This window comes from Rahnella sp. PAMC25559, from assembly GCF_050632365.1.
GTDB lineage: Bacteria > Pseudomonadota > Gammaproteobacteria > Enterobacterales > Enterobacteriaceae > Rahnella > Rahnella rivi.
This window is the reverse complement of record NZ_CP192543.1, coordinates 564865-580009: the sequence shown is the minus strand read 5'-3', so window position 1 is coordinate 580009 and position 15145 is coordinate 564865. Positions and strand designations below refer to the sequence as shown.

Below are 15145 nucleotides of genomic sequence, written 5' to 3'. Positions count from 1 at the left end.
CAGACCGGAAGCGCAGGCTCCCGGTCTGCGCGCGTGTCATCGCAGGCGGATCAGCGCCGGTGCCGGTTGTTCAAACGCACGATGCAGAATTTCCATCGTGGTCATTACATCTGCGGCAGGCACATACGGCGGCTGCCCCTGAGATAAGGTGGCATGGACCGCATCGTAAACGCGGCCATAATCGCCGTTGCCCGCATCGACACGTTCGGTAATGGTTTCACCGCGTTCATCCAGATATTTCAGCACGCCATATTCCGTTTCCTGACCAAAATCTGCGGTGCCCGGTAATTTCCCGGCTTTCAGCCAGGTTTCCTGTTGATCGATATTGAGTTTAATAAAGGAGCCTTTTTCTCCGTGAAGAATAAATTTCGGGTAAGGCTGCATCACCAGATGGCTGCATTTAACAATGGCTTTGGTTTTGCCGTAATAAAGCTGCAGTTCAAAGGTGTCGTCAGGGTTGTTTTTATTTCGCACCGAACGGATATCGTAATGCACACATTCCGGCCGCCCGAACAGGCTGACCACCTGATCGACAAGATGAACGCCCAGCCCGTAAAAAGCGCCGTGGGTATAATCGGCCGGTGAATCGGGGGCGTCTGGGCGGAAGTAATCAAAATGACTTTCGAACTCGACAATATTACCGAGCACGCCGCTGTTGATGACTTTTTTCACCGCCTGAAAACAACTGTCGAAACGCCGGTTCTGATAGGGCGTCACCGTCAGCCCTTTTTCCGCAGCCAGCGCAAATAAGGTCTGTGCTTCTTCCAGCGTGCGGGTAAACGGCTTTTCGACGATGACGTTCTTTCCGTGTTCAAGGCAGATTTTTGCATAGTCATAATGGGTTTGCGGCGGGGTACACAGCGTCACCAGCGTAATGCTTTCGTCGTGCAGAATATCATTGAGATCAGAGGTGAAGCGGATGCCCTGATAAGCCTCTTCTTGCTCAATGTCCGGGCGACGGGTGATATCAAAAATGGTGCGAACCTCAAAGGTGTCGCGCCGCTGCAAAACGTAAGGCAGATGGTAGCGCGTTGCGCTTTTTCCGAATCCTACAAACGCACAGTTTATCTTCATGATGATGTATTCCTTGTCGTTAAGATTTATGCATTGACCTGCAAAGCCGGAACAGGTTGTTCGCTGTGCTCCATCGCCAGCTGTTTCTTTTCCAGCACGCGGAAGAAGGGATAATAGATCATTGCTGAAATAATAATCATGACGCCTGACCAGATAGCTGCCGGAATATTCCCGCCGGTGGCAAAATAGGCATTGAAGAAAGGCGGCATGGTCCACGGGATCTGCAAGACCGGGCGGCCAATAATATTAAACGCCATCAGGAACCAGGAGAGGGTGCAAAGCAGCATCGGCGTGATAATTAACGGCAGCATCATCAGCGGATTAAACACCATCGGCACGCCGAAAATGACCGGTTCATTAATACAAAACAGCGACGGCGCAAAAGACATCCGGCCCAGCGATTTATAATAACGACTTTTCGACATCATCATCGCCAGCACCAGTCCCATCGTCGCGCCGGACCCGCCGGTGCAAATAAAGAAGTTATAAAAACCTTCCGCAAAGATATGGGGTATTGGCTGGTGGCTGAGATAGGCCTGAGTATTTTCGACAATGAACTTGAGAAATATCGGTGCGGTAATGCCGGAGAGCACGTTGGTACCGTGAATGCCGCAGCACCAGAGCAGCGAGATGAGAAACACCAGCACCAGCATACCCGGCAACGTGCCCAGGCCGATGACCAGCGGGCTTAAGATCAGCGTGAAAAATGCGTTGATATCAAAATGCAGGATCACCCGCACAAACCACACCAGCGCCAGACAGACGAACGCCGGAATGACGCCGATAAAGGACTGTAATACGGCGGGAGGAACGTTTTCCGGCAGCCGGATATAGATTTTATGTTCGATAAAAAAGCGAATGATATAGACGGTCAGCACCGAAAGAATAATGGCCGAGAACAGACCGGAGGCCCCGAGATTATCGACGTTTAACGTATATTCATCGTTAAGCTGCGCCATCAGAAATACGGCGACGGTGATCCCGCTGCACATCAGTCCGTCAAGCTTGTAATGTTTCGCCAGATTGTAACTGATGCCGATGGCCGACATTAATCCGATCACCCCGAAGGTCACAATGACCGGCACATTCAGCGCGGTGCCGAACTGACCTAAATATTCCGTCCAGCCGGGGATTGGCAGATTGGCGATAATTAAGAAGATACTGCCGGAAATAATAAACGGCAGCGTCAGCGTAATGCCGTTTCTGACGGCGACCAGAATAACGTTTTCGCCCACTTTCACCAGAGAGGGGACAACGCGTGATTCCAAAAATTTCATCATGAGGTTTTACCTGTCTTTCAATAATCATATTGAGGTAAATAAGCCCGGTTTACCGCCAGGTATTCGTCGAGAATTTTTTCGGCGATATCCACTGACGGCATCAGCGGATGCACCGAGAGCGCCATTAATGCCGTGGAATAATCGCCGGTGACGGCAGCGTCGATCGTGAGTTCTTCGAACGCTTTGACGCTCTGGATCAGGCCGCGAATTTTCGACGGTAAACGGCCATACGCCAGCGGATGCGCGCCCTGACGGTCAATCACCGCGTTAGTTTCCACCACGCTGTTTTCGTCAAGATCCGGCGTGGCACCGTGATTTCGCGTATTGACGACGTGGATTTCCTGCCGGTTGTTATAAATCGCGCTGATAATCGAACAGGCCGTGTCTGAGTAATATGCGCCGCCGCGGCTTTCCAGTTCTTTGGGTTTACTTTCAAGCTGCGGGTTTTTATAGATTTCAAAAAGCTGGCGCTCAATTTCACGCGTTTGTTCTCCGCGTGTGCCGTGCGTCTGACTGTCTTGTACGCTGTGCGCCACCATTTCACGGCGCAGATAGAAATATTTCAGGTAGGAAAGGGGATACAGCCCGAGTGCGCGGATAAAGGCGGGCGGCAATCCGGTGTCGGGAATGTTTTTCAACTGATGCTGACCGTTGCCCTGTGCCAGTTTTTCGATAAATTCTGCCGTAACGTCGTGGCCGTTGACGGCGATCTGATCGGCAAAAATCAGGTGGTTCAGCCCCATCACGCGGGCATACACGTCTTCGCGGCGCACGTCATACACCTTCGCGATATCCATCATCATGCTGTTCGCGCCGCTGCAAATCCCCAGCGTTTTGATGCACGAATATTTTTCGATGGCTTCGGTGACAATCCCCGCCGGATTGGTGAAATTGATCAGCCACGCCTCCGGGCACAGCCTTTCCATATCACGGCACAACTCTAACAGGACGGGAATGGTGCGTTGCGCTTTCATAAACCCGCCCGCGCCGGTGGTTTCCTGCCCGAGAACGCCGTATTTCAGCGGGATCGCCTCGTCGTGAATGCGGGCTTCCTGCTGGCCGACGCGCAGCTGGGTGGTGACGAAATCCGCATCGCGCAGCGCGGTTTCCCGGTCGGTGGTCAGATGGACCGTCATCGGGATACCGGCTTTTTTCACCATCCGCTGTGCCAGCGCGCCCACAATGTTCAGCTTTTCTTCACCGGCGGCAATATCCACCAGCCAGAATTCCGATACCGGTAATTCGGCGTGGCGGCGGATAAAGCCGTCGATCAGTTCCGGTGTGTAACCTGAGCCGCCGCCCAGCGTAACAATTTTGAGTGTTTTCATTCCCTGCTGACTCCCTGTGTTGTTGAAAAACCGTACTGGCATACGCCAGATGACAGGAAGTTAACACGAATAACCTTGCTGTAAATAAGGGTTAACGGGCAGGCACAGACAAAGATGAAAAATGCGAGGCAGGTCTTGCTGCAGGCTGATAATTCGAGCGGGAGTGATTGATAACATGAATATCTGTGCCAGCCGGACGATATCGGCGCCACCCTTGATTTCCCCGTCACTTGACCGCATGTTAGAAGTTACGTCATCTTTAAGACGACCCGAATTCACGGCGTGGTGCGCCACAGACGCATCAGCCCCAAACGCTATTACGAAGGACTGGCCCTATGACTGAACAGCAAAACGCGTCGAATCCGCTCTTAAAACCGTTCTCCCTGCCGCCTTTCTCTGCGATCCAACCTGAACATATTGTCCCTGCGATGAAGTCTGCGATTGAAGAAAGCCGCCAGACCATCGAACGCGTGGTCGCACAAGGTGCGCCATATACGTGGGAAAACCTGTGTCAGCCGCTGGCAGAAAGTGACGATCGTCTGGGGCGTATCTGGTCGCCGGTCGGCCACCTGAATGCGGTGAAAAACAGCCCGGAACTGCGTGAAGCTTACGAGCAGTGCCTGCCGATTTTATCCGAATTCAGTACCTGGGCGGGTCAGCATGCCGGGTTGTATCAGGCTTATTGCGATCTCAAAGCCAGCGAGCATTTCAACACGCTGTCCGTGGCGCAGAAAAAAGCCATTGATAACGCGCTGCGTGATTTCGAGCTGTCCGGCATTGGTTTGCCGATGGAAAAACAGAAACGTTACGGTGAAATTTCCGCGCGTCTGTCCGAGCTTGGCTCGACTTACAGCAACAACGTGCTCGACGCCACCATGGGCTGGAGCAAACTCATCACGGATGAGAACGACCTGAAAGGTCTGCCGGAAAGCGCGCTGGCGGCTGCCAAAGCCCTGGCCGAATCGAAAGAGCAGGAAGGCTGGTTGCTGACGCTGGATATCCCGAGCTATCTGCCGGTGATTACCTACGGTGAAAACCGTGCGCTGCGTGAAGAAATGTACCGCGCATTCGGCACCCGCGCCTCCGATCAGGGCCCTAACGCCGGTAAGTGGGATAACAGTGAAGTGATGGCGGAGATTTTATCGCTGCGTCATGAACTGGCGCAGCTGCTGGGCTTTGACTCTTACGCGGACATGTCCCTCGCCACCAAAATGGCGGAAAGCCCGGCGCAGGTGATCGACTTCCTGAGCGGTCTGGCGACGCGCGCCCGCCCGCAGGGTGAGCAGGAGCTGGCGCAGTTGCGCGCCTTCGCCAAAGAACACTTCGGCGTGGATGAAATGGAAGCCTGGGATTTGCCGTTCTACGGTGAAAAACAGAAACAGCATCTGTTCTCCATCAACGACGAGCAACTCCGCCCTTATTTCCCTGAACAGCGCGTGCTGGAAGGGCTGTTCGAAGTGGTGAAACGTATTTACGGCATCACCGCCAAAGAGCGTAAAGACGTGGAAACCTGGCACAAAGACGTACGTTTCTTCGACCTGTTTGATGAAACCGGCGACCTGCGCGGCAGCTTCTACCTCGATCTGTATGCCCGCGAGCACAAACGCGGCGGCGCCTGGATGAATGACTGCGTCGGCAGCCTGCGTAAAGCTGACGGCGAGCTGCAAAAACCGGTCGCGTACCTGACCTGTAACTTCAACGGCCCGGTCGGCAATAAACCGGCGCTGTTCACGCACAACGAAGTCACCACGCTGTTCCATGAGTTCGGTCACGGCCTGCATCATATGCTGACCCGCATCGACACCCCGGGAGTCGCCGGTATTTCCGGTGTGCCGTGGGATGCCGTCGAGCTGCCAAGCCAGTTTATGGAAAACTGGTGCTGGGAGCCGGACGCGCTGGCGTTCATCTCCGGCCATTTCGAAACCGGCGAACCGTTGCCGAAAGAGATGCTGGATAAAATGCTGGCGGCGAAAAACTATCAGGCGGCGCTGTTTATCCTGCGTCAGCTGGAGTTTGGCCTGTTCGATTTCCGTATGCATGCGGAATATGATCCGGCCAAAGGCGCGCAAATCCTGCAAACGCTGGCAGAAATTAAGAAGCAGGTTGCCGTGGTGCCGTCACCGTCATGGGGACGTTTCCCGCACGCCTTCAGCCACATCTTTGCAGGCGGTTATGCGGCCGGTTACTACAGCTATCTGTGGGCGGAAGTGCTGTCTGCCGATGCGTATTCCCGCTTTGAAGAAGACGGGATTTTCAACCGCGAAACCGGTCAGTCGTTCCTCGATAACATTCTGTCGCGCGGCGGTTCCGAAGAGCCGATGGATCTGTTCAAACGCTTCCGCGGGCGTGAGCCGCAGCTGGATGCTATGCTGCGCCACTACGGAATCAAAGGATAACCTCTGCCTGTGAGTGTGTGTTTACTGTGTGAAGAAGGCGCCGATGAAGGCGCCTTATCTGTTCTGGCGCAGCGCTGGAATCTGACGTCTGATCCGGATGCCGTGATGGCGCTGGTGCTGACGCCTGAACGTCTGGAATTACGCAAACGCGACGAGCCCAAACTCGGCGCGATTTTTGTCGATTTCGTCGGCGGCACCCTGGCGCACCGGCGTAAATTCGGCGGCGGGCGGGGTGAAGCGGTGGCGAAAGCCGTCGGTGTTAAAGGCCGCTATCTGCCGGATGTCGTCGATGCCACCGCAGGGCTGGGGCGCGATGCGTTTGTGCTCGCTTCTCTGGGCTGCAGGGTGCGGATGCTGGAGCGCAATCCGGTCGTGGCGGCATTGCTCGATGACGGGCTGGCGCGTGGCTATCGCGATGCGGAAATCGGTCCGTGGCTGCGTGAGCGTATGACGCTGCTGCACGCTTCAAGCCTGACGGCGCTTTCTGAGCTTTCGCCAAAGCCGGAAGTGGTGTATCTCGACCCGATGTATCCGCACAAACAGAAAAGTGCGCTGGTGAAGAAAGAGATGCGGGTGTTTCAGGGACTCGTCGGCCCGGACGAAGATGCCGATGGCCTGCTGGAACCGGCGCGTCGTTTAGCGACAAAACGAATCGTGGTGAAACGCCCGGATTACGCCCCGCCAATGGCCGATATTCCTGCCCAGGCCGCCGTGGTCACCAAAAGCCACCGGTTTGATATTTATACGCCGCTGTAACGCACTGGTGCTTTAGCCACTTCCGTTATAGCCATAAAAAAATGCCCGCCGGTTTTTCACCTGCGGGCATTTTTATAGCCGTTTCAGCGGGACAGTGTGTCTTACGCTTCTTCTTCCTCATCGCGCAGCGGCACGATCAGCATGTCGATATGTACGGTGTTGATCAGCTGGCGGGCGGAGGACATCAGTTTGCTCCAGAAATCCTGGTGATGGCCGCACAGCACCAAATCCACGCCGTATTTATTAATCGCATCAACCAGAACCTGTGCTAAATCACCGCTGCCACTCAGGGTTTCTGAAATCGGATAACCTGCGTTTTGCGACAATTCATTCAGCGCGTGGTGAGTTTCTTCGGAAATACGTTTCTGCATGTCGCCCAGATTGACGTCGATAAGGCCGGTGTACAGGTCTGAATAGTTCACATCAACGTGGATCAGGGACACTTTAGCGTTGTAAGGGCGCGCCATGGAGACGGCTTTCTCAACTAAAACCTTGCTCTCCGGCGACAGGTCTACAGCAATGAGTATGTGTTTGTAAGCCATAAGAAAACTCCTTCCATAAGTCGGTTAACAGCAATATCTGCATCATGCGAAAGTCATGCTTTTAGTATAGCGCCAAAATGGTTAAACAAATCAAGCATACAGATCCCATTTCCTGTTCCGGCAATCGATAGATATAAATAATATGAGGCGTCTTCCCTATTTCCAGATTCGTTTCCTACACTGAATAATGCAGGCTTCTCCTGTTTTGGCAATTTTCTGTGATGTGAAAGAGGGCGGACATATTCGTGTCCGGGGTGTGAAATCGCGGAAAGGCAGGGCGAAACGTCGGGTGTGCGGCAGAGTTGATGGCCGCAGTGCGCGGGGTGAGTTCGCCTTGAGGGGGAATCATGATCAGTCCCGTTGCGCTATTTTGGGCTTTATGTTTTGTGTGTGTGGTGAATATGCTGCGCTATTATTCTTCTTTGCGCGCATTGCTGGTGGTTCTTCGGGGATGTGATCCCCTGCTGTATCAATATGTTGATGGCGGTGGATTCTTTACGTCTCACGGGCAACCGAGTAAGCAAATCAGGCTGGTGCGTTATATTTATGCTCAGCGCTACGTTGAACATCACGATCCTGAATTTATCCGCCGTTGTGAGCGGGTGCGCGGTCAGTTTGTTCTGACGACAGCGCTGGTAGGGCTTATTCTCATCAGTATGATGGCGATGCTCATCTGGTATTAAATCTGAATAATCGTTGTGAGGATGTGTGAAAAAGGAAATAAAAAAGGCGACCTTGTTCAACACAGGTCGCCTTTTTCTATTCTGAACCGAGATTCAGACGCTTATCAGATGAGCTTCAGCGCAATCCAGTACAACAGGCCGGAAAGGACAATCGAGACTGGCAGGGTTAAGATCCAGGCCATCGCGATGTTTTTCACGGTCTTCGACTGCACACCGCCACCGTCCACAATCATGGTGCCCGCCACCGCAGAGGACAACACGTGTGTCGTGGAAACCGGCATACCCGTGTAGCTGGCAACACCGATAGACACCGCCGCAGTAAGCTGTGCTGACAGACCCTGTGCGTAGGTCATGCCTTTCTTACCAATCTTCTCGCCAATGGTGGTCGCAACGCGCTTCCAGCCAATCATGGTGCCCAGCGCCAGTGCCAGAGCCACAGCGATAATGATCCAGATCGGAGCATATTCCACGGTTTGAAGAATGTCGGTTTTCAGTTCACCCAGGAAGCGTTTATCCGCAGGTGACGTTTCCGGCAGCTTAGCGACTTTATCTGCCGTATCAGACACGCACATCAGCAGGCGACGCATATGGCTGCGTTCATCCGGTGACAATGCGCTGTAGGACGGAAGATTGGTCAGCAGAGTTTGCGCACGGCCAATAGCATCAAGCGCATGGCTGCTGTCGCAATGGAACACTTTTGCTGCATCGGTCGGGGCAATATTCACGTCTGGCGCAGGCACCAGTGGCGTTTGTGCTACCACGTGGGGTACCGCATCAACGTGCTGCTGATAATACTGCCCGAGGTGCGTCACGGCGTCGCGGGTACGGGTAATGTCGTAACCGGTGGCGCTCATGTTCAGCACAAAACCTGCCGGAGCCACACCAATCAGAACCAGCATGATAAGACCGATACCTTTCTGACCGTCGTTAGCGCCGTGAGAGAAGCTCACGCCGATAGCCGACAGGATCAGGCCAATACGGGTCCAGAACGGCGGCTTTTTCTTGCCGTCTTTCTTTTCACGTTCAGCAGGCGTCAGGTGGATACGGGCATGTTTCTTGTTGCCGCTCCAGTAGCGACGTAACAGGAAAATCATGGTCCCCGCCACAATCATCCCGACCAGAGGCGAGATAATCAGAGAGGCAAAAATACCGATCATTTTTGGGATGTTTAATGCATCGACCACGGACGTGTGAGTCATTAATGCATTGGTCAACCCGACACCAATGATGGCGCCGATCAGCGTATGGGAGCTGGACGCCGGCAGGCCGAAATACCAGGTGCCGAGGTTCCAGATGATCGCTGCCAGTAACATCGAGAACACCATGGCAAGGCCATGAGTGGAACCCACGTTGAGCAGAAGATCGGTTGGAAGCAAATGGACGATGGCATAAGCCACACTCAAACCACCGAGTATGACGCCAAGAAAGTTAAACACACCCGCCATCACGACCGCTAATTGCGAACGCATTGCCCGGGTATAGATGACGGTTGCTACTGCATTGGCCGTATCATGAAAACCGTTAATGGCTTCATAGAACAGGACAAACAGTAACGCGAGAATCAATAACGAACCGGTATGAATATCCAACCCGGCAAATAGATGCAGCATAATTGTTACGCCAGTTAGTGGTCATGAACGCCGCGCATTATCTGCGAGAACAGGGGGCCGATAAAAGGAAAATATGACATTTTTTTGATTAAAAACAGTTCAAAAAATGTTGCAATGTAGATTAACTTTTTATTAATCAGCAGGTTGTTGGGTCTTTGCTATCTGAAACATTTGCTTACTTTGCCTCATGCAAAGCCCCTGTGACTGGTTTATACCCCGTCAGTCCCTTACAATCCGCGACGCGCAGCGGTCAAAATCCTCCTGTGCGCAGGGCGTATACTATTTAAAACGTAGCTGAATTTTCCGGAAAGAGAGGCCAAAAGTGGAACAGGTTGATGTGGTAGTCATAGGTGCGGGTGCGGCAGGCATGTTCTGTGCAGCGCAGGCCGGACAGGGTGGCTGCCGGGTTCTGCTGCTGGATAATGGTAAGAAAACCGGGCGTAAAATTTTGATGTCGGGGGGCGGACGCTGCAATTTTACTAATCTGTATGCCGAACCGGCCGCCTATCTTTCCGAAAACCCGCATTTCTGCAAATCCGCCCTGGCGCGTTACACCCAGTGGGATTTTATCGATATGGTCAACCGCTACAACATCGCCTGGCACGAGAAAACCCTCGGTCAGCTTTTTTGCGATGACTCCGCACAGCAAATCGTGGCGCTGCTGGATAAAGAATGCGAACTGGGCAACGTCGATGTCCGGTTGCGCAGTGAGATTTCCGACGTACAGAAAACGGAAAATGGCTTTGTCATCAAGGTGAACGGCTCAACTGTAAGCACTCACTCACTTGTTGTTGCAAGCGGGGGGCTTTCCATGCCGGGGCTGGGCGCGACGCCGTTCGGTTACCGTCTGGCGGAGCAGTTTGGGCTGAAAGTATTGCCGACCCGCGCCGGTCTGGTGCCCTTTACCCTGCACAAACCGCTGCTGGATCACCTGCAAACCCTCTCGGGCGTGTCAGTGCCTGCGGTGCTGACCGCAGAAGACGGCACGGTTTTCCGTGAAAGCATTCTCTTCACCCATCGCGGCATGTCCGGCCCGGCCGTTTTACAGCTTTCCAGCTACTGGCTGCCAGGTGAGTTTGTGAGCGTTAACTTACTGCCTGACGTCGATCTGGCGGCGTTTCTCAATGACCAGCGGCAGGAACATCCCAATCAAAGCCTGAAAAATACGCTGGCGATGCAACTGCCGAAGCGTCTGGTGGAATGTCTGCAAACGCTCGGCCAGTTGCCGGACGTGACGCTCAAACAGCTCAACGTGCCGCAGCAGGCGGAGCTGGTTGAACAACTGCAAAACTGGCAGGTGCAGCCGAACGGCACCGAAGGTTACCGCACGGCGGAAGTGACGCTCGGCGGTGTCGATACCAGGGAGTTGTCTTCTAAAACCATGGCCGCTGCGAAAGTGCCGGGTTTGTACTTTATCGGTGAAGTGGTGGACGTGACTGGCTGGCTGGGCGGTTACAATTTTCAGTGGGCGTGGAGTTCCGCGTGGGCGTGTGCGCAGGATCTGGTGGCTGGCCGCGTCAGTTAACCCAACTCATCAATTTCACACCGCGACTGGCTGCCAGTTATCACGGCGATGAATACAAAAACACCCTGAAAACACTCGCGAATCTTCAGGGTGACCCTTCACATGCTCCGTGTCAGGTATCTGGCGCTGTTTAACGCGTTCTCAGGACAAGAATCTTTTCAGGTTTTCCAGCATATTGGTCATCATGCCAAAGGCCATATTCACGCTGTGAATGCTGTAATACAGCGTTATATCGTGGCGCATCAGGTAAGTTTCAAAACATTTATCTGCCAGCACTGCCTGAACTTCCAGGCTGCGATCGCGAAAATGGCGGCAGTTATTGATGTACAGATCCAGCGACCGGTATTCCCCGGTGGCAAGCTGATTCACCAGCGCCGCCATCTGTTCAAAGCTTTCCACCAATGCCTTGTGCTTTTCCAGATGGTCTGCCTGCTCCTCAAGATTATCCATAATGCTGTTCTCCCTGTAATAAGACGACGGTAAAAGCCTGATCAGAAACGTTGCCAGTCGGCCTCATTGTGTGGCGGAGTGCCCGGTTTTTGCGTGCGTGGCAGTGCAGCCAGCGTCTGCGCCGGTTTTACGAAGGACTGACGCTGGCCGGTGGCGTCGCTCAGGCGGAATTCACCGACCAGCCGCGCCAGGCCGTCGGCCTGATCCTGCAACGAGCGCGAGGCTGAAGAGGCTTCTTCCACCAGCGCGGCGTTCTGCTGGGTCACATCATCCATCTGATTAACGGCCTGATGCACCTGAGAAATTCCCTGACTCTGCTCGGTAGCCGCAGCGGCAATCTCGTTCACCAGATCCGTAACCTGACGGATGGCGTTGCCCATCGAGTTCATGTTCTCGCCGACATCGCCCGCCTGATGGGCACCGGCTTCGATCAGGCTGTAGGAGAGGTCGATCAGTGCTTTTATTTCACGTGCGGCGGTGGTCGAACGCTGTGACAGATTTCTGACCTCACCGGCCACCACAGCAAATCCTTTACCGTGTTCACCGGCGCGTGCCGCTTCCACGGCGGCGTTCAACGCCAGAATATTGGTCTGGAAGGCGATGCCCTCGATAAGCGTGATGATCTCGGTGACTTTGCGGGAACTGCTGCGGATATCGCCCATGGTGCTCAGCATGGTTTCCAGCGAGGAGGCACTTTTCTCCGACAGCGCATTCATGTTGCCCGCCAGTTGGCTGGCCTGACGCGTGTTGTCGGCGGTCTGGCGAACCGTCTCGCTGAGTTCGGTCATGCTGGCGGCGGTCTGTTCCAGCGAGGCGGCCTGCTGCTCGGTGCGCGAGGAGAGATCTTCGTTACCGGCCGCGATTTGTGCCGACGCGCTGCTGACCGACTGTGACGCCGCACTCACGGACAACAGTGCTCCGGAGACGCGTTGCATCAGGCTGTTGAAGGCGCGGGCCATGTTGCCCACTTCGTCATGACGGCTGGCATCGGCGCTCACCGTCAAATCCAGCCGTTCGCTGGCGATGGTCATGATATCCCCGATGGCCAGCAGGCTTTTCCGTACGCGGCGGATGGTGACCAGCGCAAAGAAACCCAGCAGCAGGATGGTGATCGTCACGCCGCTGCCCATCCCCCAGAGTGTGGCGTTGAAAATGCTGCGGTTAGTGGCGCGCAACCCCTCACCGATGTCGATGTTAACGGTAAGCTGTTTCTGGTAATCGGAGATGAGCTGACGGATAGCCATGCCGATGCCGCCGTCGCCCTCAATCAGCGCCAGACTGACGTCATCCTGATGTGCCCGTGATGAGGCCAGAAACGCCGGGAGCTTTTCCTCCACTTTACGAATATTGTCGAAAGCGACGTGGGTCAGCCTTTCATCTTCAGCGCTGGAGATATCGTGTTGCAGATAATATTCCGTCAGCGTTTTCAGCCCGGCAATCCGCTGCTGAATGAGGGTTTCTACCTCAGGCATTTTGCTGTTATCGGTCTGGCTCTGGTGTTTATAGAGCGTGAGGGAAAGCCTGTTGCTCTGATCGATGAGTTTATTGAGATCTTTGATGGAAGGGATCGCATTGACCTGAACATATTCAAACCGGTCCTGGAAACCCGAAATCAACATAATGGCGGCGACCCCCAGAGCGATGAGGGCGGCAGATAGCAGTGAGAACGTCAGTAAAAGACGCTGTGTGATGTTCATATTTTCCCCTGATTTTAAAAGTCCGGCCTTCGTGAAAGTGGCATGACGTGAATCAAGGTTATCGGCAAAGGTTGCGCCAACGTTAATTAAACCGATCTAATTCAATTATTTACGTTAAGTCAATGTTTCGCGTTGGTGTTTAAAATGATTTTTTATGCAGGTAAAGAGATTTTTCATGCTCTCTCAGACGATGTTGAATGATTCCCCCGACGCCCGGCGGGTTTGTGCAAAAGAACATCAGGATCGCGTCAATTTCTCATTGAAAAGCGCGGGGAAATGACACAGTCTGCGGCCTGCAGCGCGCCATCCGGCGAGCCTCTTTTTCTGTCACAAGGTCATCTGATGTGTATTCACTGTCGTCGCCGTTCAACTTCGCTCTATAAATCAATGCAATGAAAAGAATAACGGGACGATTTTCTGGCCTGAGCATCATGCTTCCTTTGCTTCTGACCGCGTGCGGAACCTTATCCGAGATGCAGGTGAAAGAAAGCCCGCAGGCGGTAAAGCAACTTGCCTGCACGAAAAATCTCGACGGGCTGGTTGACGGTATTGTTCAGCAATATATGAAGAAGGAAAAAGCCAGCGGCCTGGCGATAGGGATTATCCGCAACAACGGCGAAGCCCGGACCTGGGGCTATGGGTATACCAACGCAGTAAATGGCTACAAAATTGACGGGGAAACGCTGTTTGCGCTCGGTTCAGTGAGTAAGGGCGTGACCGGTGAAGTGGTGGCCGGGCTGGTCGATAAAGGGCAACTGAACTGGGACGATAAACTCTCGGACTTATTGCCAAAAATATTCTGCTCAGCCCGGATGCCCGGAACATCACCTTGTTGCAGCTGGCCACACATACTTCCGGTTTACCGCGACAAAACATGAACAAAGACATGTTGCAGAGCTTCCTGAAATATCTGTATACCGGCGACAATTTTTATAACGAACTGGACAGCGATGCGGTAGTGAACGATCTCTCTTCGTTCAAAAAGCCGCAAAAGCGGGAGCCTCAGTATTCCAATCTGGGTTACGCGCTTCTTGGCTACATTCTCAAAGTAAAAACCGGCGAAGACATCCAGCAACTGGCGTATGACTTTATCTTTAACTCGCTGAAAATGACCAATACCAGCTTCCACGGCCCGACGCTGAAAGATTACCCTTATCGCGCGATCGGTCATGCGGGCGATCAGCCGAAGTTTATTCGCCGCGGCAAAGTGGTGCCTGACTGGTACTTCACCAACAACATGGTGGCAGCGGCCAATCTGTACAGCAACGCCGATGATCTGCTGAAATATCTTCGTGCGCATATCGAGAATTCCCGCACCGGCGATCTCAACGCGGCTATTCAGGTCACAGAAAAAGTCTATTTCGAAAGAGAAATTGAGGCCTCCAATATTGCCTGGGTCACTGATTATAAAGATAACCAGATAATTACTTATCAGGTCGGATATATCGGCGGATACTCCAGTTATATCGGTTTTGATAAAAAACATCAGAATGCAGTTGTCGTGTTACAGAATTCCTTTAACTGGAGTAACTATATTGGTCATGATTTGTTATTAAAAATGGCAATGGCGGATGACTACCGGGAAACCTGTCAGTAAATATCCTCATTAAGTGCGAAAAATCCTAATACATTCATGACCATGTAACGTAAATAATGTGAAAAAAATTCGCATTATTTACTCGTGTATGAAATCATTGCGCCATCATGTTTTGAATCTTTTGTCACCATTGCAAAGTGGGCTTCACTTTATCCGCAGGAAAACTCGCTGCATTTTCTATTTTAATGTGCACCGGTTTTATCGCGA

11 protein-coding genes and 1 pseudogene are annotated in these 15145 nt (G+C 53.2%); 5 read left to right on the top strand and 7 right to left on the bottom strand.

From position 1 onward, the window contains the following. Positions 1-36 precede the first annotated feature (36 nt). Genes ACQZQY_RS04045 through ACQZQY_RS04035 form a run of 3 tightly spaced genes read right to left on the bottom strand, consistent with a single transcriptional unit; the run spans position 37 to position 3682 of the window. The gene (locus ACQZQY_RS04045; protein ID WP_431296648.1) at positions 37-1074 is read right to left on the bottom strand and encodes an oxidoreductase; all 1038 of its coding nucleotides are present in this window, start codon (positions 1072-1074) and stop codon (positions 37-39) included. Between the two features lie 26 nt (positions 1075-1100). Then, positions 1101-2354 (bottom strand): PTS sugar transporter subunit IIC, encoded by a 1254-nt coding sequence (locus tag ACQZQY_RS04040; RefSeq protein WP_136376177.1) that lies wholly within the window; start codon positions 2352-2354, stop codon positions 1101-1103. A gap of 17 nt (positions 2355-2371) precedes the next feature. Further along, positions 2372-3682 carry a 6-phospho-beta-glucosidase gene (locus tag ACQZQY_RS04035; protein ID WP_431296647.1) on the bottom strand — a complete coding sequence of 437 codons (1311 nt, stop codon included), beginning with the start codon at positions 3680-3682 and terminating at the stop codon, positions 2372-2374. Between the two features lie 335 nt (positions 3683-4017). On the opposite strand from ACQZQY_RS04035, the gene prlC reads away from it, so the two are divergent. Together prlC and rsmJ are read left to right on the top strand one after the other, a co-directional pair. Next, the gene (prlC, locus tag ACQZQY_RS04030) at positions 4018-6078 is read left to right on the top strand and encodes an oligopeptidase A (protein WP_431296646.1); all 2061 of its coding nucleotides are present in this window, start codon (positions 4018-4020) and stop codon (positions 6076-6078) included. A 9-nt stretch (positions 6079-6087) separates the two neighbouring features. Beyond that, entirely contained in the window at positions 6088-6834 is a 747-nt protein-coding gene (gene rsmJ, locus ACQZQY_RS04025; protein ID WP_122097256.1) for a 16S rRNA (guanine(1516)-N(2))-methyltransferase RsmJ, read from the top strand. A gap of 101 nt (positions 6835-6935) precedes the next feature. Here the strand turns inward: rsmJ and uspA are convergent, their stop codons facing one another. Continuing rightward, complete coding sequence (uspA, locus tag ACQZQY_RS04020; protein ID WP_014333460.1) at positions 6936-7376, bottom strand: universal stress protein UspA; 441 nt, start codon at positions 7374-7376, stop codon at positions 6936-6938. A 347-nt stretch (positions 7377-7723) separates the two neighbouring features. Here uspA and uspB point away from each other — a divergent pair, with 347 nt between their 5' ends. Further along, positions 7724-8059, top strand: coding sequence for a universal stress protein UspB (gene uspB, locus ACQZQY_RS04015; RefSeq protein WP_056775554.1), 336 nt, complete (start codon positions 7724-7726; stop codon positions 8057-8059). A 104-nt stretch (positions 8060-8163) separates the two neighbouring features. Here uspB and pitA read toward each other — a convergent pair whose 3' ends face one another. Continuing rightward, positions 8164-9669 carry an inorganic phosphate transporter PitA gene (pitA, locus tag ACQZQY_RS04010; protein WP_056775551.1) on the bottom strand — a complete coding sequence of 502 codons (1506 nt, stop codon included), beginning with the start codon at positions 9667-9669 and terminating at the stop codon, positions 8164-8166. A gap of 322 nt (positions 9670-9991) precedes the next feature. On the opposite strand from pitA, the gene ACQZQY_RS04005 reads away from it, so the two are divergent. Beyond that, positions 9992-11194, top strand: coding sequence for an NAD(P)/FAD-dependent oxidoreductase (locus tag ACQZQY_RS04005; RefSeq protein WP_122097258.1), 1203 nt, complete (start codon positions 9992-9994; stop codon positions 11192-11194). A 141-nt stretch (positions 11195-11335) separates the two neighbouring features. On the opposite strand, the gene ACQZQY_RS04000 is transcribed toward ACQZQY_RS04005, so the two are convergent. Next, positions 11336-11644: a hypothetical protein gene (locus ACQZQY_RS04000; RefSeq protein WP_056775543.1), complete on the bottom strand. Its 309-nt coding sequence runs from the start codon at positions 11642-11644 to the stop codon at positions 11336-11338. A gap of 41 nt (positions 11645-11685) precedes the next feature. After that, complete coding sequence (locus tag ACQZQY_RS03995; RefSeq protein ID WP_431296645.1) at positions 11686-13341, bottom strand: methyl-accepting chemotaxis protein; 1656 nt, start codon at positions 13339-13341, stop codon at positions 11686-11688. Positions 13342-13733: 392 nt separating this feature from the next. Between ACQZQY_RS03995 and ACQZQY_RS03990 the strand changes: the two are divergent. Continuing rightward, positions 13734-14938: pseudogene (locus ACQZQY_RS03990) on the top strand (serine hydrolase domain-containing protein). The last annotated feature ends 207 nt before the right edge of the window (positions 14939-15145 follow it).